The sequence below is a fragment of the Lysobacter antibioticus genome (assembly GCF_001442535.1).
Classification (GTDB): Bacteria; Pseudomonadota; Gammaproteobacteria; order Xanthomonadales; family Xanthomonadaceae; genus Lysobacter; species Lysobacter antibioticus.
In genome coordinates this window covers 2314876-2338531 of sequence record NZ_CP013141.1, presented here as the reverse complement: position 1 = coordinate 2338531, position 23656 = coordinate 2314876, and the positions used below count along the sequence as shown (strand labels likewise).

The following is a 23656-nucleotide window of genomic DNA, read 5'->3' as shown; positions in this document are numbered from 1 at the left end:
TCAGGGCTGAGGCGCGCCGCCAGGTGCGAGGATCCGCAGCGTGGTCCGGGCGGCGTTGTCGGCCGGGTCCGGATCGGCCGACGAGGACGTCACCGAGGCGGCGAGCTCGACCGTGCGCCCGGCCATCGAGGCGTCGGTAGCGGCGCGCAGATGGAACCATTGCGAGACATGGCCGCTGCTGTCGACCAGTTCGCCGGTGCAGGCGAGGCTGGTGTGGTCGCCCTCGACCACCGGCGCGCCGCAGCGCCAGCCCGGCGCGACCGCGCTGACCTCCAGGCTCGGCCAGGCCCCGGACAGGGCCAGGCCGAGGCCGATCTGGCGCGCCCAGTCCGGACCGGCGTTGTCGACCGACACCGACAGCTCCAGCGGACGGCCGGCCTCCAGCGTCTCGCCGCCGTTCGTGGGCCCGGCCCAGACCGACAGATCGGCCTGGGTGCGCGGCACCAGCCGCAGATGCAGCGGGTCGACGTCGCCGGCGCGCATCGGCACGCCTTCCGCATCGCGCAGCACCACCGGATAGCCGGCATTGCTGCGCAGGCGCTGGACCTCGATCCGGTCGGTGGCGCCGATCAGGCGCTCGTCGGCGAAGGCGTGCTGCAGTTCCTGGCGGCTGCCTTCGTCGATCGAGGAATAGCGCTCGGATCCGGGCTCGGTCGCGGTGAGGTTGAGCAGATCAGGATCGAAACGGTCGACACCGTCGCCCAGCACCATCGTGCTCACGCCCTCGGTCGGACGGCCGGTCAAGGTACCGACCGGGTCGACCAGGCCGTCGTTGAACGCGTGCGCATCGAAACGGCCGAGCAACAACAGCGGCGGCGCTTCGGGATCGTCTTGCTGTTGCCGCACCCAGCCGGCGATGAACTCGGCCTGCAGATGACGGCGATCGCGCTGGCGTTCGGCCTGTGGCGTGTCGGCCTCGCTGCCGGCCATCGGCGCCAGTTGCACCAGCAGCAAACGCTGGCGGAAACGGTGGCCGTCGATGGACTGGGTGGTGGCATCGACGCTCAGCGGCGCTTGATCGAACAACGGCTCCGAGGGATTGCCGCCGCCGTTCGGCAGCGGCACATCGCGGCCGATCTGGGCGACGCGTTCGACGATCACCCGCGAGCCCCAGCCGCCGACTTGTTCGCTGCGGGCGAGTAGGCCGATATGCGGCTTGAGCGGATCGACGTTGGGCAGAACGATGGCGCGGTATTGCGGGTTGACGCTGCCCGACAGGCTCGCGTCGCGGTTGATGCGCTCGGCCAGGCGCTGCAGCAGGGCCTCGTTCTCGACGCCGGTGATCGCGACCAGGTCCGGCATCAGCAGGTTCTCGCGAAGGCTGCGCGAGATCTTGCCGAGGCGGCGTTCCAACGCCGGCAACGGCGTGCTCGGTTGAGCGGAGTTGGGCGGGCTGTACTCGTCGAAGAGGTCGCCGAGGTCGTAGCTGACCAGCGCGGTCTGGCGCTGCTGCGGGTCGCCCGGTTCGATGCGCGGCGGCGCCGGCAGCGATTCGCGCACGAGCAACTGCGCATCGTGCTGCAGGGCCACGGTATAGCGCCCGCTGCGCTGATCGAGCGGACCGATCACCCCGTCGATGCGGGTGTCGATCGCGACATCGACCGGCGCATGGCCGTCGGCATCGCTGTCGACGCCGATAGCCTCCGGATTGCCGTCCCAACGCGGCAGCCAATCCTGCGGCTGGCCGTGGAAGCTCGACGGGTAGCGTGTGCCCGGCTCGCGCATCGGCGCCGGCTGGTCGTAGGGGCCGAGCGCGACATGGAAGCGGCCGTCGCTGCGGGTACGTTCTTGCATCGCATCGAAACTGCCGCCGGTCGGGCCGACCACGCGCACCTCCGGCAAGCCCACCCGCATGCCTTCGAAGGCTTCGTAGTCGGGCGCGCCGTAGAGCGACGGCCAGGGCAGCAACGGCGCCGGCGGCAGCGGTCGCGGCGAAGTCGTCAGCAGGACGATCGCCGGCGAGCCCGCGATCGCGGTCATGCTGCCGCGCAGCGGATGACTGCCGCTGTCGGACAATTCCGTCACCGTGCCGGTCGCACGCACGCGCAAACCGCGCCATTTCGGATCGGGACGATGGCCGGTCTGCACGAACAGGCCCTGCGAGGTCTGCGGATCGTTGTCGCTCTCGAACTCCTCGCTCTGCAGGTAGAAGCCGTCGTCGCTCAGCGCGGTGACGATGCCTTCGACCGAGACGAATTCGCCGCGCAACGGCGAAACCGCCTCGCGGCCCTGCACGGCCGGAATCGGCACGACACGCAGATCGTCGTCGACGATCGTGGCCAGGCCTTCGAGGTCGATGCCGCCGTTGTCGGCGATCGCGCCGGACAGGATCTGTCCCTTGATCTCGACCGTCTCGTCGCCTTCGTAACGCGTGTCGCCGCGCACGCCGAAGCTGACGTGAGCGCGATCCTGGCCCGGAGCGATCACCGCTTCGTAATCGAACGGCAGATAGTCCTCATGGATCGTCGCCGAACCGCCATCGACCGAACTCAGCCGGACCCGCACGCCGTCGCTGCCGGCGGGACGGTCCAGGCGCAGTTCGATCGGGAACGGCGCGATGTCGGCGTCCGTTTCATTGAGCGCATTGGTATGCAGGGACAGACGCGGCGGCGGTTGTTGCGGATCGTCGTTGACGATGGTCGCCTGGAGGTTGAGGTAGTCGCCGTTGGCGGTGACCGCGCCGGAATGGACTTTGATCTGCAGGTTCACGGTTTCGTCGCCTTCGATCAAGGTGTCGCCCTTGATCTGCAGCACGAAGCTCGCCTCGCTCTGGCCCGGCGCGATGTGTCCAGACGTGTCGATGTAGAGGTAGTCGACATCCGGCGTGGCGCTGCCGCCGTTGGTGAATATGCTCCACGCCACCCCGTCGGGGCCGGCCGGACGATCGAGACGCAAGGTGAACACCAGGTCGGTATAACCGCTATCGCCTTCGTTGCCTGCGCGGGCTTCGACCGATAGCACCGGCGGCGCCGAGGGCATGCACAGCCGCTTGGGCGAAGTCGAATTGCGCGGCGCCGCGGCGGCGACGGCGAAGTCGGCGACATTGAGCTGGGTATCGCTGCAGCCGCCGTTGTTGCGCAGCAGTGCGGTGGCGGCGGCGAGGGGCGAGGCCGGGCGGCCGCCCTCGGCGCAGTCGGCCGGGCCGTAGCCGACGAAGTCGGGCAATCCGGTCGGGCAGGCTGCGGTCAGGGTGGTGTTGTGAGGGACCAAGGCGATCTTGCCGCGCTGGGTGCTCATGGCGACGGTGCCGCCGGCGTTGGCGACGGGCAGGCTGAGGCCGTTGTTGCCGCTGCTTTGGCGGATCAAGTAGTAACCGCCGGCGGCGATGCTGCCGCCGAGCGGAGTGCGCAACCAGGCGCTGCCGCTGGAGGCGTATTGTACGCTCCAGCCGTTGAGGCTGACGGCGTTGCTGCTGTTGTTGTGCAGTTCGATGAAGTCGGTTCGGTAGCGTGCATCGGTGAGGCCGCCGCCGGCGTAGACCTGGCTGACGACGACTTGCGCGTGCCCGGAGCCGGACACGGCCAAAGCGATACCCGCCGCGAGGGCGCGGCTTGCGAGTTTCTGCATGGATTCCCCTGATGGATGCGCCTGCGGGACGTGCTTGGCAGGCCCGGTTATTGTGCGTTTTGGGCGTCGCACAGGCCGCGATTGACGGCGTAACTGCTTGCCGCGATTACGAAAGCCGACCCCGGTGCAGGCGATGCGTTACGCTTTGCGCCCCTGCCGTGAGTGCCGCCGATGTCCGTCGAGAAGAACCAGCGCGAACTGGAAGCCGGTATCCATACCGACCTGTCCGGACGCATCAGCTACGGCGGCTATCTGCAACTCGACCGGTTGCTGTCGGCGCAGCGCGCGCTGTCGGACCCGGCCCACCACGACGAGATGCTGTTCATCATCCAGCACCAGGTCTCGGAGCTGTGGATGAAGCTGATCATCCACGAGCTGAGCGCCGCGCTCGAACATCTGCGCCACGACCAGGTCTGGCAATGCCAGAAAGTCCTGGCGCGCTGCAAGCAGGTGCTGCGTCAGCTGACCGAGCAGTGGTCGGTGCTGGAGACGCTGACGCCGTCGGAGTACATGGGCTTCCGCGAAACCCTGGGGCCGTCGTCGGGTTTCCAGTCGCTGCAGTACCGCACCATCGAGTTCATGCTCGGCAACAAGAACGAAGCCATGCTGCGGGTGTTCGCGCACGACCCGCAGGGCCAGGTCTCGCTGGAGAAGGCGCTGTCGGCGCCGAGCCTGTACGACGAGTTCCTGATGTATCTGTCGCGCTTCGGCCACCCGATCCCGGCGATCCACCTCGACCGCGATCGGCGCCAGCCGCACGTCAGCGACCCGGCGCTGCAGCCGGTGTTCGAGCGCATTTACGAAAACACCGACCTGTACTGGCGCGAGTACGCCTTGTGCGAGGACCTGGTCGACCTGGAAACCCAATTCCAGCTGTGGCGCTTCCGCCACATGCGCACGGTCATGCGCATCATCGGCTTCAAGCGCGGCACCGGCGGCTCCAGCGGCGTGGGCTTCCTCAAGCAAGCGCTGGAACTGACCTTCTTCCCGGAGCTGTTCGAGGTGCGGACCACGATCGGCCCCGCCGACGGCTACGGCGCAGGGACCTGAGGCGGCACGGTTTCGATACCACTGCGTATCGAGTAAGCGTTCTCAAAGGCTGGGAGCCGCGTCACCGGAACGACCGGGCGGCCTTCGGCGGATCGCGCTGTCGTCCCCGCCAGCGCGGGAATGACGCTCGGAGGTTCGCGGCGATTGGAGTTCGGCGGGCCTCGCCGCGCCGCAGCTTCCGGGTAGGAGCGGCGCCCTGTTGGATTTCCCGCGGTCACAAGCCGTGACCGCGAACTCACAGTAATTGCGCCGGCAACATCGACCCGGAGCGCCCAAGCCCTGGTCTCCCAAGAAGCCCAGACCGCCGCAAACCGGCACTTCCAACCGCCGCATCGCGCAAAATTCTCCCCCGTTCAGGGGTTTGTAAGCGTGATTGTTGCGTCGCAGCAAAGCGCAATGCGTGGAATAAAGGTTTGACGGGACCGGTCCGTGCCGGTAAATCTCCCCGACCCGTGCCGTAGGCGTGGGATTTTCATTCAGTTTCGACACGACAGGGGACACCGCATGAGCGGAGCCGCGATACCGACCCAGGGCCAGACGCCCATACCCGAGTTCAAGCAGATGCTGGGGCATCCCAAGCCCTTGTGGATGCTGTTCATGACGGAGTTCTGGGAGCGCTTCGCGTTCTACGGCATCCGCTGGGCGCTGGTGCTGTACATCGTGGCCCAGTTCCACGGCGGCGATGCCGCCGGGGAAGCGCCGGCCAACCGCACCTACGGCGCTTACCTGGCCTTGGTCTATGCCGCGGCGATCTTCGGCGGCTACATCGCCGACCGGGTGCTCGGCTACCAACGCTCGATCCTGCTCGGCGCGGTCATCATGGCCACCGGCCTGTTCCTGATCGCGATCCCGAACGACCAGATCTTCAAGCTCGGCCTGGCCACGATCGTGGTCGGCAACGGCCTGTTCAAGCCGAACATCTCGACCATGGTCGGCAAGCTCTACAGCGTCAGCGATGGGCGCCGCGACTCGGGCTTCACCATTTTCTATATGGGCATCAACGCCGGCGCCTTCATCTCGCCGATCCTGACCGGCCTGCTGGCCGAAAAGGTATTCGGCACCGCGGCCATGCCGGTCTACAAGATGGTGTTCATCGCCTCGGGCCTGGGCATGATCGCCAGCCTGGTGTGGTTCTGGTTCGGTCGCCGCCAGCTCGAAGGCATCGGCCGCCCGCCGAACGACAGCGCCGGTAAGCAGAAAGTGCTGTACGTGTTCCTCGGCGCGTTGGCCGCGATCCCGGTGGTGTACTTCCTGCTCGCCGTCGGCGCGACCACCCTGCAGTGGGTGCTGCTGGCGATGTTCATCGCCCTGTGCGCCCTGTTGCTGGTCGAAGGCTTCCGCGAGGGCAAGGTGCAACGCGACAAAGTGATCGCGATGCTGATCATCTTCACCTTCAACATCCTGTTCTGGATGTTCTTCGAGCAGGCCGGCAGCTCCTTCACCTTCCTCGCCGACAAGATCGTGGATCGCCAGCTCGGCGACTTCCTGTTCCCGAACGCCTGGTTCCAGTCGGTGAACTCGCTGGCGATCATCACCCTGGCGCCGATCATCGCCCTGATCTGGGTCAAGATGGGCTCGGCCAATCCGTCGATTCCGCGCAAGTTCGGCCTCGGCCTGATCTTCAACGGCCTGGCGTTCGCGCTGTTGATGTTCGCCCTGTCGAGCCTGGTCAACGACGCCGGCAAGATCCCGTTCTGGACCTTGTTCATGGTCTACGTGATCCAGTCCGTCGGCGAGCTGTGCCTGTCGCCGATCGGCTTGTCGATGGTGACCAAGCTGGCGCCGGTGCGCCTGGTCGGTTTCGGCATGGGCGGCTGGTTCCTCTCGACCGGCATCGGCAACAACCTGTCGGGCATTTTCGCCGGCGCGGTCAGCGGCGAAGGCGGCATGACCACGACCTCGGCCCTGAGCGGTTACACCTTCGGCTTCTACGCCCTGGTAGGCGCGGGCGTGCTGTTGTTCCTGATCGCGCCGTTGGTGCAGAAGTTGATGCACGGCGTGAAGTGATCGCTCTGCCGCGCTTGGCGCGCGGCGATACGGCGAACGAAAGACGACGGCTACGGCCGTCGTCTTTTTTTGTGGGTCGCCGGCGGCGATGTTTGGGCAGCGATCGCGATGCGATTGGGCGTTGTCGCAAACCGTTCGGCTTAACGGCTGCTGCTGCCGTTGCCGCCGTTGCTGTCGTTGCTGTTGCTGTTGCTGTTGCTGTGCGCCGAGCCGCACTCGCGAAGGCAACAGAAGACCCGGAGGGCGGCGCGCAAGGATGCGCGCCGTTTTTCATCGGGACAGGGATGTCCCGTATGAAAAAGCCCTGCGTCAGCACCGCTCGTGCGGGCCTGTGATTCAAAGAAAAGCATTTTTCTTTGGTTACCTTTCTTTTGTTGCTTATGACAAAAGAAAGTAACCCGCCGCTTTAGTGGCGGAAGCTTTTGGCGTTTGATCTAGATCTTTGAGAAGCCTCAAGCAAGAGCAGAGCTTCCGTCCGCTGACGCGGCCGGGTTACTTTCTTTTGCTGGCCCAAAAGAAAGATAACCAAAGAAAAGGCCTTCCTTGCAAGGGCACAGGCCACGAGTGCGGTGCTGTCGCCGGGATTTTCCGATAAGACGTCCCTGTCTTATCGGAAAACGGCGCACGTCCTGTGCGCCGCCCTCCGGGTCTCCACTTGACCGGTAAAGCGGCAAAGCAGATCAAAATCTCGGCAACGGCAACGGGGTGCTCCTAGGGTAGGAGCGGCGCAAGCCGCGACCGCGGGACTGCGGGCTTGCCGCGCAAACGACCGCGCAGCGCTGCGCAACGGCACCAACCCGCCCCAAGACCACCGCGACCTACGACATCGACCCGCCTACCGCGTCGTCGCCGCCATCTCCGCCTCGGCCTGCATCTCCAACTCGTCGAGACGGTCCAGCAACCGGAACAACGCCTCGCGCTCGGGGGCCTCGATGCCGATCAGCAGGCGCTGCTCGAAGGCCAGCGCCATCGGCGCGACCTCGTCGTAGATCTTGTAGCCGTCCAGCGACAACTGCAGCACCGAGCGGCGGCGGTCGTCGTCGTGGGTGTCGCGCTCCAGGCGGCCGGCTTCGATCAGGCGAGCGACCGCGCGGCTGACCGCGACCTTGTCCATCGCGGTGCGCTGGGCGACCTCGTTGGCCGACAGGCCGGGGTAGCGGCCCAGGACCGCCATCACCCGCCACTCGGTCACGCTGAGGGCGAAGCGCTCGGAATAGACCCGCGCGATCGCGCTGCTGACCCGGTTGGACAGGACCGAGAGGCGGTAGGGCAGGAAGTGTTCCAGGTCCAGTTCGGCATGGCGCGGCCCGCCGGGCTTGCCGATCGGCGCGGTCTGGGCGCCGGAGGGGGCTGTTTCGGGGGCCGCATCGGGGTCGGATTGAGATCGATTCATGTTGCACTGTGCCTTGCTTATGGTTTCATGTGAAACTATAACGACCCTTTCGACAAGGCCGTCCGCAGCGGACCCGGCCGCCACCTGAGAACAATGCCATGAATGCGCAGCCCAACCTCGGCATGCAGGTCACCACGTTTGAGAATCCGCTCGGCATCGACGGGTTCGAGTTCGTCGAGTTCGCCGCCCCGAAGGGCCGCAGCGACCTGCTCCACGACTATTTCCGCAAGCTCGGCTTCAGCGCCGTGCTGCGCCACAAGACCCGCCCGATCACGGTCTACCGCCAGGGCGGGGTGAACTTCCTGGTCAACGAATCGCCCGACAGCTTCGCCGCGGCGTTCGCCGAGGCGCACGGCCCCTGCGCGGCGGGCTTCGCGATCCGCTTCAAGAAGCCGGCGAACGAGGTCTACGAGGCCGTGCTCGGCAACGGCGGCGAAGCGGTGACCGAGCGCGCCGACACCCGCGCGATCGACGCGCCGGTGGTCAAGGGCATCGGCGACTGCATGCTGTACCTGGTCGACCGCTACGGCGACAAGGGCACGGCGTATGAAGACTACGAGCCGATCCCGGGCGCCGAGCAGAACCCGACCGGGTTCGGCTTGACCTTCATCGACCACCTGACCCACAACCTGTACTTCGGCAACATGCAGAAGTGGTCGGACTATTACGAGCGTCTGTTCAACTTCCGCGAGATCCGTTACTTCGACATCAAGGGCGCCAAGACCGGCCTGGTGTCGAAGGCGATGACCGCGCCGGACGGCGTCGTGCGTATCCCGCTCAACGAATCCAGCGACCCGAAGAGCCAGATCAACGAGTACCTGGACGCCTACAAGGGCGAGGGCATCCAGCACATCGCCTGTTTCACCGACGACATCTACGAGACCGTCGAGGCGATGCGCGCGCAGGGCGTGGACTTCCTGGACACCCCGGATACCTATTTCGAAGTGATCGACCAGCGCGTGCCGAACCATAACGAAGACGTGGCGCGCCTGGCCAAGAACAAGATCCTGATCGACGCCGACCGCGAGACCCATCAGCGCAAGCTGCTGCAGATCTTCACCACCAACGCGATCGGCCCGATTTTCTTCGAGATCATCCAGCGCAAGGGCAACGAAGGTTTCGGCGAGGGCAATTTCCAGGCCCTGTTCGAGAGCATCGAGCGCGACCAGATCAAGCGCGGCGTACTATAACGGCCGGCCAAGACGGCCGGCCAAGCCAGGGAATGCGCATGCTCAGGGAACTCGTCGATCTGCTGACTTTCCGCGAACTCGAATCCGAAGAGGTGGATTCGCTGGTCGCTTCCATCGAGGGCGCCGCGGACGATCCGGAGTTCGGATGGATGGAAGACCCGGAGCCCGACGAGCTGAGGCAGACCGCGCTGGTGTTCAAGCTCATGCAGCACTTCGCGGTCGGCGACAAGATCGACGAGGTGCATGAGCTCATCAGCGAATGGTTCGACGAGCCCCTGGCGGATTTTCCGGAGAACCCGGGCGGGCCGAAGCTGTTGGTGAGCGAGTATTTCGCCTGGCTCGACCCGCTGCTGGCCGAACGCGAGGACAACGGCGGTTATGAGGCCTTGGTGATCGACGACCGGGTCAGCGACAACTTGAACGTCATCATGGTGTGGCGCGCGGATACGCCGCGGATCCTGGAGCTGGCGACGCAACTGGCGCTGGTCGTCGACCGATCGCACCCCTACGTGCTCAGTCGCGCCCTGGGCCTGTAAGAGGCGCCGGCCTCCCTGGGGCCGGCGGGCTCGTATCGATTCATCGCGGCACCGATTTGAAACTGCGTCCTTGAACCTGTGTCACGTCCCGCACGCGCGCCGCCCACGGCGCGGCGTCCAACAGCCCAGCGAGCCCGTATGAGCACCGCAGCCAACGACATCGACAACGTCATCCCGATGCCCAGCACCGACGCTCAACGCCAGCGTCCGCGCGGCTACATGAGCGGCTTCGGCAACGAATTCGCCAGCGAAGCCGTCGCCGGCGCTCTGCCGCAGGGGCAGAACTCGCCGCAGCGCGCGGCGTTCGGCCTGTATGCCGAGCAGCTCAGCGGCACCGCGTTCACCGCGCCGCGCAAGGAGAACCGGCGGAGTTGGCTGTACCGCATTCGCCCGGCGGCGATGCACGGCACCTTCGTGCCCTACGGTCAGCCGCGTTTCCACAACGACTTCGGCAACGGCCCGGTGTCGCCCGACCAACTGCGCTGGGACCCGCTGCCGCTGCCGGAAGCGGCGACCGACTTCGTCGACGGCCTGTACACCATGGCCGGCAACGGCTCGTCGGCCGGCCAGCACGGTTGCGGCGTGCATCTGTACGCGGCCAACCGTTCGATGGAGGGCCGCTACTTCTACAACGCCGACGGCGAGCTGCTGATCGTGCCGCAGCAGGGGCGTCTGTCGATCGCCACGGAGTTCGGCGCGCTCGAAGTCGAGCCGCTCGAAGTCGCGGTGATCCCGCGCGGCGTGCGCTTCCGCGTCGAACTGCTCGATGGCCCCTCGCGCGGCTATGTCTGCGAGAACTTCGGCGCCTTGTTGCGTTTGCCCGACCTCGGCCCGATCGGCGCCAACGGCCTGGCCAACGCGCGCGATTTCCTGACCCCGCACGCGTCCTACGAGGACCTCGAGGGCGAGTTCGAGCTGATCGCCAAGTTCCAGGGCCATCTGTGGCGCGCCGACATCGGCCATTCGCCGCTCGACGTGGTCGCCTGGCACGGCAACTACGCGCCGTACAAATACGACCTGCGCCGCTTCAACACCATCGGTTCGATCAGCTTCGACCATCCCGACCCGTCGATCTTCACCGTGCTGACCTCGCCGAGCGATACGCCCGGCACGGCCAACATCGACTTCGTGATCTTCCCGCCGCGTTGGCTGGTGGCCCAGCACACCTTCCGGCCGCCGTGGTTCCACCGCAACATCGCCAGCGAGTTCATGGGCCTGATCCACGGCGCCTACGACGCCAAGGCCGACGGCTTCGCGCCCGGCGGCTCGTCCCTGCACAACTGCATGACCGGCCACGGCCCGGATGCGCAGACCTTCGAGAAGGCCTCGGCCGCGGACCTCTCGCAGCCGCACGTGATCGTCGACACCATGGCCTTCATGTTCGAGACGCGCGCGGTGATCCGTCCGGCCGCGCAGGCTTTCGACGCCGCGCATCGCCAGCGCGACTACCAGGCTTGCTGGGCCGGCTTGCGCAAGCATTTCGACCCGTCCAAGCGCGACTGAGCGCCGGCTTCATCGCTGTATCCTCGCGCGGCTTCGGCCGCGCGAGACGCTTGCGCGGTCCTGTCGGCCGCGGCGTTTCGCACCGCATTCACGCAAAACGGCTAGGCTGCAGCGGCCACCCGAACCGCGCCCCGCGCGCCGGAGTCCTGCCGATGAAACAGCTGAGCCTGTCCGCCTTGTTGCCCCCGCTGCTGTTGGCCCTGGCCTTGAGTGCCTGCCAGCGCGAGGCCGCCGGCCCGAACGACACCGCGACGGCGCAGACCCCGCCGGCCAACGATCAGCCCGCCGAAGACGTGCCGCCGGCGACCGCACCGGTGGTCACGCCGCCCGCGAGCGACACCCTGGCGCGCTTCGACGGCTACGGCGACCTGCGCTTCGGCATGAGCGCCGATGAAGCCAAGAAGGCCTGGGGCGGCGAGCTCAGGGGCGAGGCCGCGGCCGACGGCGGTTGTTATTACCTGCGGCCGATCTGGGCGCAGAACGCGGCCGAGTTCGGTTTCATGATCGAGAACGGCAAGTTCGCCCGCGTCGACGTCGGCAACGACAAGGAGACCGCACCCGGCGGCGGCAAGCGCGGCATGAGCGCGGACGAGATCCGCAAGCTCTACGCCGGCCGGGTCGAGGAGCAGCCGCACAAGTACGTCGACGGCGGCAAGAACCTGCGCATAAGCGACGCCGGCGGCGCTGCCGGCGCCCTGGTGTTCGAGACCGATGCCGCCGGCAAAGTCACGGCCTGGCGCATCGGCGTGCCGCCGCAGGTCGACTATGTCGAAGGCTGCTCCTGAGGCCGGCAACGAACGAAGCGGCCGCCGCGAGGCGGCGAAAGCGCAACCTGGCCCGGCCTGAGCATAGAATCGGCCATTGACCGCAAGGGGATGATCGTCATGTTCGAAGCCGTCGGCTTATTCGTACTCGGCCTGGTGTTGCTGGCCCTGGGCGGCGATTCGATCGTCAAGGGCGCCTCGGGCCTGGCCCAGCGCTTCGGCGCCTCGCCGTTCGCGGCCGGCCTGGTGTTGGTGGCGTTCGGCACTTCGCTGCCGGAACTCGCGGTCAACCTGCAGGCGGTGGTGCGCGGCCAGCAGGCGCTCGCGCTCGGCAATGCGGTCGGCAGCAACGCGGTCAATTTCGGCCTGACCCTCGGCCTGGCCGCGCTCGCCGCGCCGCTGTTGGTGCGTTGGCGCGCGCTGGCGCCGCTGTTGCTGGTGCTGTTGCTCGGCACCCTGGCGGTGATCGGCCTGGGGCTGGACGGCGTGCTCAGCCGCGGCGAAGGCATCGTCATGCTGCTGGCGTTCGTCGCGGTGGTCGCCTATGCGATCGCGCGCACCCGTCGCGAGGCGCCGGAGCTGCAGGACGCCATCGCCGCCTTCGCCCAGACCCAGACCCACCTCGGCCTGAATCTGGTGCGGGTGCTGATCGCGCTGGCGCTGATGCACCTGGGCGCGTACCTGATCATCGGCGGCGACGGCCTGTGGAGCCTCGGCGCCTCGCCGGCGGCGGCGGCCGGTTTCGGTTCGCCGAATGCGGCCATCATCGGTGCCGCGATGGGTCTTTCGCCGCTGCTGACCGGTCTGCTGCCGGTGGCGATCGGCACTGCGCTGCCCGAGGCCATGGCCGCGGTCGCCGCGGCGCGGCGCGGGCAGGGCGACATCGTCGTCGGCCACGTGGTCGGCTCGAGTCTGTTCAATCTGCTGATCGTGATCGGCGGCATGGCGGCCTGGCACAGCGTGCCCCTGCCGGCCTCGTTCGTGCGTTTCGAGCTGCCGGCCGCGGCGGTGTTCGCCCTGATGCTGTACCCGATGCTGCGGGGCGACCTGCGCGTGAGCAAACGCGAGGGCGCGATCCTGCTCGTAGGCCTGCTGGGCTGGATCGGCTTCGAAGTGCTGATGCTGCTGCGCTGATCGGCCATTGACGCGGGGCGGACGGTTGCCGTCGATATAATGGCCGGATGAGCGAACTCACCCCCACGCGCTTGCCGCGACGCGCGTTGCGCGCGCTGAGCGAATTCTTCCGCCTGGAAGCCGCCGGCGGCATCGTCCTCATCGTCGCCGCGGTGCTGGCCCTGATCGCCGCCAATTCGCCGCTGCAGGCCGCATATGAGGCCTTCCGCGAGATCCCGGTGCAGGTGCGCATCGGCGCGCTAGACATCGCCAAGCCCTTGTTGCTGTGGATCAACGACGGCCTGATGGCGATCTTCTTCCTGGTCGTCGCCCTGGAGATCAAGCGCGAGGCCCTCAGCGGCCAACTGGCCGAGCGCTCGCAACTGGTGCTGCCGATGGTCTGCGCCGCCGCCGGCGTGATCGTGCCGGCCCTGCTGTTCGTCGCGCTCAACCGCGGCGATGCCGCGGCGATGCGCGGCTGGGCCGTGCCGACCGCGACCGACATCGCCTTCGCCCTCGGCGTGCTCGCCCTGCTGGGCTCGCGCGTGCCGGTGGCGATGAAGCTGCTGCTGTCGACGATCGCGGTGGTCGACGACCTGATCGCCATCCTCATCATCGCCTTCTTCTATTCGCACGGCCTCTCGGTCGGCGCGCTGATGTGGGCGGCGCTCGCGCTGGCCGCCATGTGGGTGCTCAACCGCCGCGGCGTGACCTCGCTGGGGCCTTATCTCGCGCTGGGTGTGGTGCTGTGGGTGTGCGTGCTGAAGTCCGGCGTGCACGCGACCCTCGCCGGCGTCGCCACCGGCCTGGTGATCCCGCACGTCGACAAGCGCAATGCGATCGACGACGAGCACGAGCATTCGCCGCTGGAAACCCTGGAGCACGCGCTGCATCCGTGGGTGGCCTACGCGATCCTGCCGTTGTTCGCCTTCGTCAACGCCGGCCTGTCGCTGAGCGGAGTCAAGCTCGAAGACGCGACCGCCGCGTTGCCGATGGGCATCGTGCTGGGTCTGGTGGTCGGCAAGCCGGTCGGCATCGTCGGCGCGGCGCTGCTGATGCGCGTGCTCGGCTGGGCCCGTTTCCCCGCCGGCATGGACCTGCGCGCGATGGTCGGCCTGGGTTTGATGTGCGGCATCGGTTTTACGATGAGTCTGTTCATCGCTTCGTTGGCTTACCAAGACCCGTTGCGCTACGAAGAGGCCGTGCTCGGCATCCTCGGCGCGTCGCTGCTGTCGGCGGTGGTCGGTTATTTCTGGTTGCGCGCGGTGCTGCCGGCGCGGAGTGCGCAGGGCTGAACGCATGAGACACGCTTTGGTTTTGGGGGGCAGCGGCCAGATCGGCGTGCCGCTGCTGCAACGGCTCTATCACGCCGGATGGCGGGTCACCGGGGTTTCGCGCCACGAACAGCACGACCGCCCCGGCCTGCATTGGCTGCAGGGCGATCTGTCGTCGATGCCGGCGTTGCCGGCGCGCGTCGATGCGATCTTCAGCTGCGGTCCGCTGCTGAAGTTCGCCAAGTGGTACGAACAATCGGGCATCGAGGCCTCGCGCGTGATCGCGTTCGGTTCGACCAGCGCCGAGACCAAGCGCGGCTCGGCCGATGCCGACGAGCGCCGCGTCGCCCAGGAGTTGCGCGAGGGCGAGGCTGCCTTGTTCGCCGCGGCGGTACCGCGCAAGGATGCGGTGACCGTGTTGCGCCCGACCCTGATCTACGGCGCCGGCCGCGACGCCACCCTGACCCGGATCGCGCAACTGGCCCGCCGCCTGCGCTACTTCCCCTTGCCGCGCGGCGCCAACGGCCTGCGCCAGCCGGTGCACGTCGACGACCTCGCCGATGCCGCCTTTGCCGTGCTCGACGTGCCGGCGACCTTCGGCCAGGTCTACGCCGTGCCTGGCGGCGAAGTGCTGAGCTACCGCGACATGGTCGCGCGCACCCTGGCCTGCCTGCGCCCGCCGGTGCGCCTGATCGAGCTGCCGTCGCCGCTGTTCAACCTTGCGCTGCTTGCTGCGCAGGCGACCGGCCGCGCCTCCGGGCTCGGCGAAGCCGCGGTGCGGCGGATGCGTGGCGACATGACCTTCGATTTGGGGCCGGCGCAGCGCGATTTCGGCTACGCGCCGCGGGCGTTCCGGCCGAGCGCGGAGATGTTCGAGCCGCCGCGGGAGTAGTCGTGATGCTGCGATCTCGCGTCGTTCCCCTTGTAGGAGCGGCGTGAGCCGCGACCGCGGAACGCGCAGAGGTAACAGCGCCGACGTCACCGATCGAAGCCGCGAACTGACGCGAGGGTAGGAGCGGCGCAAGCCGCGACAGCGTCGTATCCCGCTGCGGCGCCTGTGGCCGTAAGGCGATGAAGCAACAGCAACAGCAACTGCAACTGCAACTGCAACTGCAAAGCTTCCGCCCCCTAAAGGGTGCGGGTTACTTTCTTTTGCTAAGCCCAAAAGAAAGGTAACCAAAGAAAAGGGCTCTCCTTGCAAGGGCACAGGCCACGAGTGCGATGCCCGCGCCGGGATTTTTCGATAGGACATCCTTGTCCTATCGAAAAACGGCGCACGTCCTGTGCGCCGCCCTCCGGGTCTCCGGTTGACCGGCAAAGCGGCAAAGCAGATCAAAATCTCGGCAATAGCAATCGGAGCGGTTGCCGGTTTGCGCTTGCTCTTAGGGTAGGAGCGGCGCGAGCCGCGACCGCGAATCTTGGCTGACGAAAATCCCTCGAAGCCATTTCGATCCAAGGCCTTAGTTCTGGCTGTGCGCCGCCGAGCACTTGCGAAGGCAATCGAAGACCCAGAGGGCGGCCCGCAGGGATGCGGGCCGTTTTTCATCGGGACAGGGATGTCCCGTATGAAAAATCCCTGCGTATGCACCGCTCGTGCGGGCCTGTGATTCAAAGAAAAGCATTTTTCTTTGGTTACCTTTCTTTTGTTGCTTATGACAAAAGAAAGTAACCCGCCGCTTTAGTGGCGGAAGCTTTTAGCGTTTGATCCTGATCTTGATCTTGATCTTGATCTTGCTTGAGCGAAACGCCGCAAACCCGTTACAGCGCGGTCGCGGCTTGTGACCGAAGGAAATCCAGTAGGACGCCGCTCCTACCCCGCGACAGCACGCCGCTTCGGCGGATGATTTCGGCATTGCCTCTGCGCGTCCCGGGGGGCGCGGCTCGCACCGCTCCTCCCCCTTTGCTCACGCATCCGTCGCCGACGCCGGCGTGCGCGACTTCGCCAGCGAACGCAGGGCGATGATCAGCACGCCGCCCAGCACCATCGCGCCGCCGATCCACAGCCGCGGGCCGGGGCGATCGCCCCAGAAAGCGACGCCGAGGGCGATGGCGAATACGGGCACCAGCAGCAGCCACGGGGTGACCTTGGCGACCGGGTGGCGCTGCACCAGCACGTAATACAGGCCGTGGCCGAGCAGGGACGAGACGAACGCGGCATACACCACGCCGAGCCAGGCGACCCAGCTCACCGAGCCGAGTGCGGCCAGCCCGCCGGGCTCGACGGCGATGCTGAGGCCGATCAGCGGCAGCACCGCGATCAGCGCGGTCCAGCCTTGCTGGCTATAAGCATCGAGACCGCGCAGGCCTTTCATCAACACCGTGCCCAGGGCCAGGAACGCGGCCGAGACCAGCATCAGCACCACCGCCATCGGCTTGTCGAGCACCAGCGGGTCGAAGCCGAGCACCAGCACGCCGGCGAAGCTCAAGCCGATGGCGATTCCGGTGCGCCAGGCGAAGCGCTCGCCGAGCAGCCACCAGGCCAGCACCGCCGTCATCGGTACATAGCTTTGCAGCACGATCGCCGGCGAGGACAGGTCGCCGGCGGCTTTGAGCGCGCTGAAGCTCAGGCCGAAATGCAGCACGCCGATGCACAGGCAGACCGCGATCAGGCGCGGCCACTGGCCCGGCGCCGGGCGTTTGACGAAGAACGCCAGCGGCAGGGCGAGCAGGGCGAAACGCAGGCCGGTGAACAGCAGCGGCGGGATCTCGCGCAGCGCATAGGCCGAGGTCAGGAAGTTGAGCGCCCAGGACAGGACGACGAGCAGCAACAGGACGATGTCGCGAACGGGCATGGGGGAGGTCGATTGGGCTATCGTGACGGCCGCTCGAGCGGGTCGCGAATGGCGTGACGGGAGAAGTATTGTGAAGCAAGCGTTGCAGGCCGCGGGCCCGTTCGTCTGGGGGATGTTGGCGATCGCGGCCTTGGTGTTCTGGCTGATGCCGAGTGCGTGGTTGCTGCGCGGCTGGGTATCGCAGCTGGTCAAGGCGCGGCCGGCCTATGGCGCGGCGTTGTGGTCGGTGGTGTTCGCCCTGGTGCTGTGGGCGATGTTGGCGGTGACGGCGATGATCGTCCTGCACGGCCAGGCCGCCAGCTCCGGCTGGCCGTTCGCGGCGATCGCCTTCGCGCTGTCGTGCCTGGCCCTGGCTTTCAGCGTGCGCATCCATCTGCCCGGCCCCGACGGGCTGCGCTTGAGCTGGTCGCGGGCTTTGTCGGTGTCGGCGCCGACCTGCGCGGTGCTGTGGGCGCAGGCGGGGCTGTGTGTGTATCTGCTGGGCGGTATTACCTGAAGTCGTTGTGATGCGGCGGGATGCCGGGCTGCCTTAAGGAGCTGCCTTAATTAGGGGCGCCATGCGATCGCAAACCGTGGCCGGCGAGATCGTCGCCACGGTGCGGTCGCGGCTCGGGACCGAAGGGAATCCAGTAGGACGCCGCTCCTACCGTAAGCGTCGCGCCGCGGATCGCTCAGTACGACCAGCCGAACTTACGGTACAGCTTCGACAGCACCCAGGCCGGGCCGATCAGCAGATAAGTCAGGTCGGTCAGGAAGCTCGGCTTCTTGCCTTCGATCTTGTGGCCGATGAACTGCGCGATCCAGGCCACCACGAACACGGCGATGGCGGTGTAGAGCAGCACGGTGATGCCGAAACCTTGTGCGATCCAATGCGCGATCAGCGACAACACCACGAACTGCACCAGCATGCCGAAGCCGAGCTTGCGCGAGGCCCGGTAGTAGAACAGCAGCGCGGCGAACATCGCCAGCGCGGCCCAGGCGCCCGGGCGAAAGTAGGTGCCCGGGGCGGGGATGCACCACAACAAGGCGATGACGCTCCACAGGATCGCCGGCACCGCGACGACGTGGATGCTCTGGTTGGTGGCGTTGCGATGGTCGCCGGAATAACTGGCGAACCAGCGGTCGATGGGGCGTTGCGACGACTCGGCGACGGTGCTCATGGTCGACTCCCGTTGCGGCGGGGCGGACGCAATGTCCGCGGTTGGGTGCCTGCGGCTAGTGCGCCGCGGACTTCGAGAATAGCTGGATCACCGCCACCCCCGCCACGATCAGGCCGATGCCGACGAGCGCGCCGGCGTCCAGGGTCTGTTTCATGAACAGCCAGCCGATTGCGGCGATCAGGACGATGCCGACCCCGGACCAGATCGCATAGGCGACCCCGACCGGGACCGTGCGCAGCACCAGCGAAAGGAAATAGAACGCGGTCGCGTAGCCGATGCCGACGATCAGCGAGGGCACGGTGCGGGTGAAACCTTCGGAGGCTTTGAGCGCGCTGGTCGCCACCACTTCGGCGGCGATGGCGATGGTCAGGTACAGGTAACCGATATTCATGCGGTACTCGCGAGAGAGACGATCGGGCCAGAGTAACGCGCATGGCGGCAGGGCTGAATCCGTGGTCGGGCCCCGAGTGTGGCGCGGATCGCGCGGCGCATGAGGCGCGCGAAAGCAGGTTGGCCGCGCCTGCGCACGCGATTGGCCGGGCAGGCCCCGGTGGGGGGCGCTTAAAACCGAACCGGCCCGCATGTGCGGGCCGGTGGGGTGTCAGTCGATCGAGATGCCGGCGAGTTTCTGCAGCGCCTCGGCGTATTTGGCGCGGGTGCGCTCGATCACTTCGGCCGGCAGGTTCGGACCCGGCGGGGTCTTGTCCCAGCCCAGCGTCTCCAGGTAGTCGCGCACGAACTGCTTGTCGTAGCTCGGCGGGCTGGTGCCGACCTGGTACTGGTCGGCCGGCCAGTAGCGCGAGGAGTCCGGCGTCAGCATTTCGTCCATGACGTAGAGACGGCCGTCGGCATCGGTGCCGAACTCGAACTTGGTGTCGGCCAGCAGGATGCCGCGCTCGGCCGCGTAGTCGGCGGCGTAGCGGTACAGGCGCAGGGTCGCGTCGCGCACCGCTTCGGCGAGCCCGGCGCCGACCGTGCGCACGGCGGTGTCGAAGTCGATGTTCTCGTCGTGGTCGCCGACGGCGGCCTTGGTCGAGGGGGTGAAGATCGGCTCGGGCAATTGTTCGGCCTGGCGCAGGCCGCTCGGCAGGGCGATGCCGCTGACCCGGCCGGTGCGCTGGTAGTCCTTCCAGCCGCTGCCGATCAGATACCCGCGCGCGATGCACTCGATCGGCACCGGCTTGAGCCGTTTGGTCACCACCGTGCGCTTGGCGTAGAGCCGGGCGTCGACGCCCTCGGGCAACACCGCGGCGACGTCGATCCCGGTCAGGTGGTTGGGAATGATGTGCGCGGTCTTGCCGAACCAGAAGTTGCTGATCTGGCAGAGCATCTCGCCCTTGCCCGGAATCGGGTCGGGCAGCACGACGTCGAAGGCGCTGAGGCGGTCGGTGGCGACCATCAACAGACAGTCACCGCCCGGGGCGGCGCCCGCGGGCAGGCGATCGGCCGGAAGGTCGAAGACATCGCGGACCTTGCCGCGGTGGCGCAAGGGCAGGCCGGGCAGTTCGGATTGCAGCAGTGTGGTCGTCAACGTGGGGACCCCTGATGGCGGCGGCATAGATGATTCCCCCCATCGCTTCGCGCCGCCGGAGCCGGACGGCTCGCGCGCGCAGGCGCGACGGGGCCGGGCAGTGTACGCCGGCTGGCGTCCGCGTGCAGGTAGACTGGGGTCCGGCGGCCCGCACGGGCCTGGGCGGGCCGCGAACGGCCCGGGACGATGGGTGCGGATGAAGCGCTGGTACGGCAAATTGCTGGGTTTCTTCGCCGGCGCGGCGCTGCTGCGCGGCAACCCCTTCCTGGGGGCCATCATCGGCCTGCTGATCGGCCACGCTTTCGATACCGACTGGTTCAAGCTGCGCGGCGACAACCCCTATGCGGTGCTGGGCCTGACCACCGAGGCCAGCGACAGCGAGGTCGACCAGGCCTACCGCCGGCTGATGGCGCAGTACCACCCGGACCGAGTGACCCAGGCCGCCCCGGAACTGCGCAGCCAGGCCGAGCAGCGCGCCCGCGAGATCAACCGCGCCTACGACCGCATCAAGACCCTGCGCCAGCGCCGCTGATCCGTCCGCGCTTGGCCCCCCGGCTGGGGGAGGCGACAATGGCCGCCTGTCCGTACCGGCCCCGTCGCATGTCCCTGCAATCCACCGTCATCGCCCCTTCGATCCTCTCGGCCAACTTCGCCAAGCTCGGCGAGGAGGTCGACAACGTCCTCAAGGCCGGCGCCGACTGGGTCCATTTCGACGTCATGGACAACCATTACGTGCCGAACCTGACCATCGGCCCGATGATCTGCGAGGCGCTGCGCAAGCACGGCGTGACCGCGCCGATCGACGTGCACCTGATGGTGGAGCCGGTCGACCGCATCGTCCCCGATTTCGCCAAGGCCGGCGCCAGCATCATCAGCTTCCATCCCGAAGCCAGCGGCCACGTGCACCGCACGATCCAGTTGATCAAGTCGCACGGCTGCCAGGCCGGCCTGGTGCTGAATCCGGCGACCCCGATCGAAGTGCTCGACTGGGTCCTGGAAGACCTGGACCTGGTGCTGCTGATGTCGGTCAACCCGGGCTTCGGCGGCCAGAGCTTCATCCCCTCGGCGCTCGACAAGCTGCGCCGCGTGCGCGAACGCATCGACAACAGCGGCCGTGCGATCCGGTTGGAGATCGACGGCGGGGTCAAGACCGACAACATCGCCGAGATCGCCGCGGCCGGCGCCGACAGCTTCGTCGCCGGTTCGGCGGTATTCAACGCGCCCGATTACGCCGAGGTGATCGGCAAGATGAAGGCAGCGGTCGCGGCGGTGCGCGGATGAACACCTGCGACCTGTGCGATCTGCATGAGGCACGGGTTCGCATATTGGACCTGCCGTTGCGCGACTACGGCGGGCGCCTGGCCTTCGATGGCCTGGTCAGCACGATCAAGGCCTACGAAGACAATTCGTTGGTGCGCGAAGCCGTGGCCGAAGCCGGCAACGGCCGCGTGCTGGTGATCGACGGCGGCGGCTCGATGCGCCGCGCGATGCTCGGCGATCTGTTGGCGGCCAAGGCCGTCGAGAACGGCTGGGCCGGCGTGGTCGTCTACGGCGCGATCCGCGACAGCGGCGCGATCGGGGCGATGGCACTCGGCGTCAAGGCGCTGGGCACCTGCCCGCGCAAGACCGACAAACTCGGTCAGGGTGCGCGCGATGTGGCGGTCGAGATCGGCGGTCTGGTCATTCGCCCCGGCGATTGGCTGTGCGCGGATGAGGATGGGGTGGTGTTGGCGGACGAAGTCTTGCGTTGAGCTGACGCGCACCGTCGCGCTGGCGTACCCAAGGATAGGCGCGGCGCAAGCCGCGACCTCAAGATCTGAATCTCGTGTCTTTTTCTCATGGCGGCGGTGTAGGTCATGCCTGCAGGCGCTCGTGGCGCCTTGATGGCGATCGCCCTCCCGAACGATGGCCTTGCCATGGTTTTGATCTGCTTTGTCGCTTTACCGGTCAACTGTAGACCCGGAGGGCGCCGCACAGGACGTGCGGCGTTTTCCGATAAGACAGGGACGTCTTATCGGAAAATCCCGGCGACAGCACCGCACTCGTGGCCTGTGCCCTTGCAAGGAGAGCCCTTTTCTTTGGTTACCTTTCTTTTGGGCTTAGCAAAAGAAAGTAACCCGGCCGCGTCAGCGGACGGAAGCTCTGCTCTTGCTTGGCGCTTTTGCAGAGCAAAGATCAAACGCCAAAAGCTTCCGCCACTAAAGCGGCGGGTTACTTTCTTTTGTCATAAGCAACAAAAGAAAGGTAACCAAAGAAAAATGCTTTTCTTTGAATCAAAGGCCCGCATGAGCGATGCATACGCAGGGCTTTTTCATACGGGACATCCCTGTCCCGATGAAAAACGGCCGGCATCCTTGCCGGCCGCCCTCCGGGTCTTCTATGGCCTTCGCTAGTGCGAGGCGGCGCACAGCAACCGCAAAATCTTTACGGCAACGGCAACGGCAACGGCAACGGCAACGGCAACGGCAACGGCAACGGCAACGGCAACGGTCGGCGATGCGGGGCGACGGCGAATGGGGCGGGGCGTTTCGAGCCCAGCGCAGCGCCCCAAAGCAAAGGACGCGGGCCTTGCGGCCCGCGTCCCGGAATAATTGGAGGCAATCCAGCCTCCGCCCGTCGTCCCTGATATGGCCTCCTATACTCCGGATCAACCATGACCGGTGTGTGACAAAAGTGGCGGATTCGGACTTTTGTGCGCCCAGCATCGGCGGTCGGATGTCCGCCGCCCCGCCGGTGTTCACCGGTAGTTCCCCCAAGACTGCTAGCCTCGCGGGCTCCGTCCGGGACTCACTTCTCCATGCCCAAACCTCGTTGGCGCTTGATTCTCAACGGCAAGTCCGCCGGCGACGACGACTTGCGCGAGGCCGTGGTCGCGATACGCGAGCGCGGTATCGACCTGGATGTCCGCGTCACCTGGGAGGGCGGCGACGCCGAGCGCTATGTGGCCGAGGCCATCGCCGACGGCGTCGATACCCTCGTCGCGGCCGGCGGCGACGGCACCCTCAGCGAGGTCGCGACCACGCTGGCCCATCGCGACGAATCCGCCGACGTGCTGCCCTCGCTCGGGCTGGTGCCGCTCGGCACCGCCAACGATTTCGCCAGCGCTGCGCTGATTCCGAGCGACCCCACGCTGGCGCTGGATCTGATCGCGCGCCGGCCGCCGCAGCCGATCGACCTGATCCGTCTCGAAGCGCCCGACGGCCTGCACTGGGCCGCCAATCTCGCCAGCGGCGGCTTCGGCACCCAGGTGACCATCGAGACCGACGCCGGCCTCAAAAAAATGCTCGGCGGCCTGGCCTATCTGGTTACCGGGATTTCCAAACTCGGCCGTATCGAGCCGATGCGCGCCCGTATCCACGGCGAGGGCTTCGAGTGGGAGGGCGACTTCATCGCCCTCGGCATCGGCAATGGCAAGCAGGCCGGCGGCGGCCAGGTCCTGTGCCCGGACGCCCTGATCGACGACGGCCTGCTCGACGTCACCGTGGTGCCCGACCTGTCCGGCGAAGTCGGCGCGACCGTGCGCACCCTGTTGACCGAAGGCAAGCATGCCGCGCTCGATCGCGTCGCCACCCGTGTGCAGTTGCGCTGGGTCGAGATCGAATCGCCGCGGGCGCTGACCCTCAACCTGGATGGCGAACCGGTCTGCTCGCACCACTTCCGCATCGACTGCGTGGCCGGCCGCGTGCGCATGCACCTGCCGGTCGCCTGCCCGCTGCTGTCGGCCATGGCGCCGACGTTGCAAGAATCGTCCCGGGCGGTTGCCGGCTGAGGCCGTC

20 protein-coding genes are annotated in these 23656 nt (G+C 67.0%); 14 read left to right on the top strand and 6 right to left on the bottom strand.

Going from position 1 to position 23656, the window contains the following annotated elements:
• Entirely contained in the window at positions 1–3567 is a 3567-nt protein-coding gene (locus GLA29479_RS09455) for a lamin tail domain-containing protein (protein WP_057971433.1), read from the bottom strand.
• 171 nt (positions 3568–3738) lie between these two features.
• Here GLA29479_RS09455 and GLA29479_RS09450 point away from each other — a divergent pair, with 171 nt between their 5' ends.
• Positions 3739–4617, top strand: coding sequence for a tryptophan 2,3-dioxygenase (locus GLA29479_RS09450; RefSeq protein ID WP_057916823.1), 879 nt, complete (start codon positions 3739–3741; stop codon positions 4615–4617).
• 504 nt (positions 4618–5121) lie between these two features.
• Positions 5122–6624 (top strand): peptide MFS transporter, encoded by a 1503-nt coding sequence (locus GLA29479_RS09445; RefSeq protein WP_057971432.1) that lies wholly within the window; start codon positions 5122–5124, stop codon positions 6622–6624.
• An 835-nt stretch (positions 6625–7459) separates the two neighbouring features.
• Here GLA29479_RS09445 and GLA29479_RS09440 read toward each other — a convergent pair.
• Positions 7460–8017, bottom strand: a complete 558-nt coding sequence (locus tag GLA29479_RS09440; RefSeq protein WP_082638464.1) for a MarR family winged helix-turn-helix transcriptional regulator — start codon at positions 8015–8017, stop codon at positions 7460–7462.
• A gap of 98 nt (positions 8018–8115) precedes the next feature.
• Here GLA29479_RS09440 and hppD point away from each other — a divergent pair, with 98 nt between their 5' ends.
• The 7 genes from hppD to GLA29479_RS09405 all read left to right on the top strand — a co-directional run bounded on the left by hppD (position 8116) and on the right by GLA29479_RS09405 (position 15289).
• Positions 8116–9207, top strand: a complete 1092-nt coding sequence (hppD, locus tag GLA29479_RS09435) for a 4-hydroxyphenylpyruvate dioxygenase (RefSeq protein ID WP_057916825.1) — start codon at positions 8116–8118, stop codon at positions 9205–9207.
• Between the two features lie 38 nt (positions 9208–9245).
• Positions 9246–9743, top strand: coding sequence for a hypothetical protein (locus tag GLA29479_RS09430; RefSeq protein ID WP_057916826.1), 498 nt, complete (start codon positions 9246–9248; stop codon positions 9741–9743).
• Positions 9744–9920: 177 nt separating this feature from the next.
• Positions 9921–11246 carry a homogentisate 1,2-dioxygenase gene (gene hmgA, locus GLA29479_RS09425; RefSeq protein ID WP_057919910.1) on the top strand — a complete coding sequence of 442 codons (1326 nt, stop codon included), beginning with the start codon at positions 9921–9923 and terminating at the stop codon, positions 11244–11246.
• Positions 11247–11398: 152 nt separating this feature from the next.
• Positions 11399–12031, top strand: coding sequence for a hypothetical protein (locus GLA29479_RS09420; protein ID WP_057916827.1), 633 nt, complete (start codon positions 11399–11401; stop codon positions 12029–12031).
• Between the two features lie 99 nt (positions 12032–12130).
• On the top strand, positions 12131–13144 hold the full coding sequence (locus GLA29479_RS09415) for a sodium:calcium antiporter (RefSeq protein ID WP_057919911.1): 1014 nt from the start codon (positions 12131–12133) through the stop codon (positions 13142–13144).
• Between the two features lie 47 nt (positions 13145–13191).
• Positions 13192–14418, top strand: a complete 1227-nt coding sequence (gene nhaA / locus GLA29479_RS09410) for a Na+/H+ antiporter NhaA (RefSeq protein ID WP_144436428.1) — start codon at positions 13192–13194, stop codon at positions 14416–14418.
• Positions 14419–14422: 4 nt separating this feature from the next.
• Positions 14423–15289, top strand: a complete 867-nt coding sequence (locus GLA29479_RS09405; protein ID WP_057916828.1) for an SDR family oxidoreductase — start codon at positions 14423–14425, stop codon at positions 15287–15289.
• 1012 nt (positions 15290–16301) lie between these two features.
• Here the strand turns inward: GLA29479_RS09405 and GLA29479_RS09400 are convergent.
• The gene (locus GLA29479_RS09400; protein WP_057916829.1) at positions 16302–17189 is read right to left on the bottom strand and encodes a DMT family transporter; all 888 of its coding nucleotides are present in this window, start codon (positions 17187–17189) and stop codon (positions 16302–16304) included.
• A 70-nt stretch (positions 17190–17259) separates the two neighbouring features.
• Here GLA29479_RS09400 and GLA29479_RS09395 point away from each other — a divergent pair, with 70 nt between their 5' ends.
• Positions 17260–17685 (top strand): hypothetical protein, encoded by a 426-nt coding sequence (locus GLA29479_RS09395; RefSeq protein ID WP_057916830.1) that lies wholly within the window; start codon positions 17260–17262, stop codon positions 17683–17685.
• A gap of 175 nt (positions 17686–17860) precedes the next feature.
• Here the strand turns inward: GLA29479_RS09395 and GLA29479_RS09390 are convergent, their stop codons facing one another.
• The 3 genes from GLA29479_RS09390 to GLA29479_RS09380 form a co-directional block, all read right to left on the bottom strand.
• Positions 17861–18349 (bottom strand): Mpo1 family 2-hydroxy fatty acid dioxygenase, encoded by a 489-nt coding sequence (locus GLA29479_RS09390; RefSeq protein WP_057971429.1) that lies wholly within the window; start codon positions 18347–18349, stop codon positions 17861–17863.
• A gap of 55 nt (positions 18350–18404) precedes the next feature.
• A complete protein-coding gene (locus tag GLA29479_RS09385) occupies positions 18405–18740 on the bottom strand; it encodes a DMT family transporter (protein WP_057971428.1) in 336 nt (111 codons plus the stop codon).
• A gap of 210 nt (positions 18741–18950) precedes the next feature.
• A complete protein-coding gene (locus GLA29479_RS09380) occupies positions 18951–19880 on the bottom strand; it encodes a phosphoribosylaminoimidazolesuccinocarboxamide synthase (protein WP_057916832.1) in 930 nt (309 codons plus the stop codon).
• A gap of 196 nt (positions 19881–20076) precedes the next feature.
• On the opposite strand from GLA29479_RS09380, the gene GLA29479_RS09375 reads away from it, so the two are divergent.
• The 4 genes from GLA29479_RS09375 to yegS all read left to right on the top strand — a co-directional run bounded on the left by GLA29479_RS09375 (position 20077) and on the right by yegS (position 23649).
• Positions 20077–20412, top strand: a complete 336-nt coding sequence (locus GLA29479_RS09375) for a J domain-containing protein (protein ID WP_057971427.1) — start codon at positions 20077–20079, stop codon at positions 20410–20412.
• Positions 20413–20480: 68 nt separating this feature from the next.
• Entirely contained in the window at positions 20481–21161 is a 681-nt protein-coding gene (rpe, locus tag GLA29479_RS09370; protein ID WP_187308471.1) for a ribulose-phosphate 3-epimerase, read from the top strand.
• On the top strand, positions 21158–21631 hold the full coding sequence (gene rraA, locus GLA29479_RS09365) for a ribonuclease E activity regulator RraA (protein ID WP_057971426.1): 474 nt from the start codon (positions 21158–21160) through the stop codon (positions 21629–21631). Before rpe ends, rraA begins: the two co-directional genes overlap by 4 nt.
• A gap of 1046 nt (positions 21632–22677) precedes the next feature.
• On the top strand, positions 22678–23649 hold the full coding sequence (yegS, locus tag GLA29479_RS09360) for a lipid kinase YegS (protein ID WP_057971425.1): 972 nt from the start codon (positions 22678–22680) through the stop codon (positions 23647–23649).
• Positions 23650–23656: the final 7 nt, after the last annotated feature.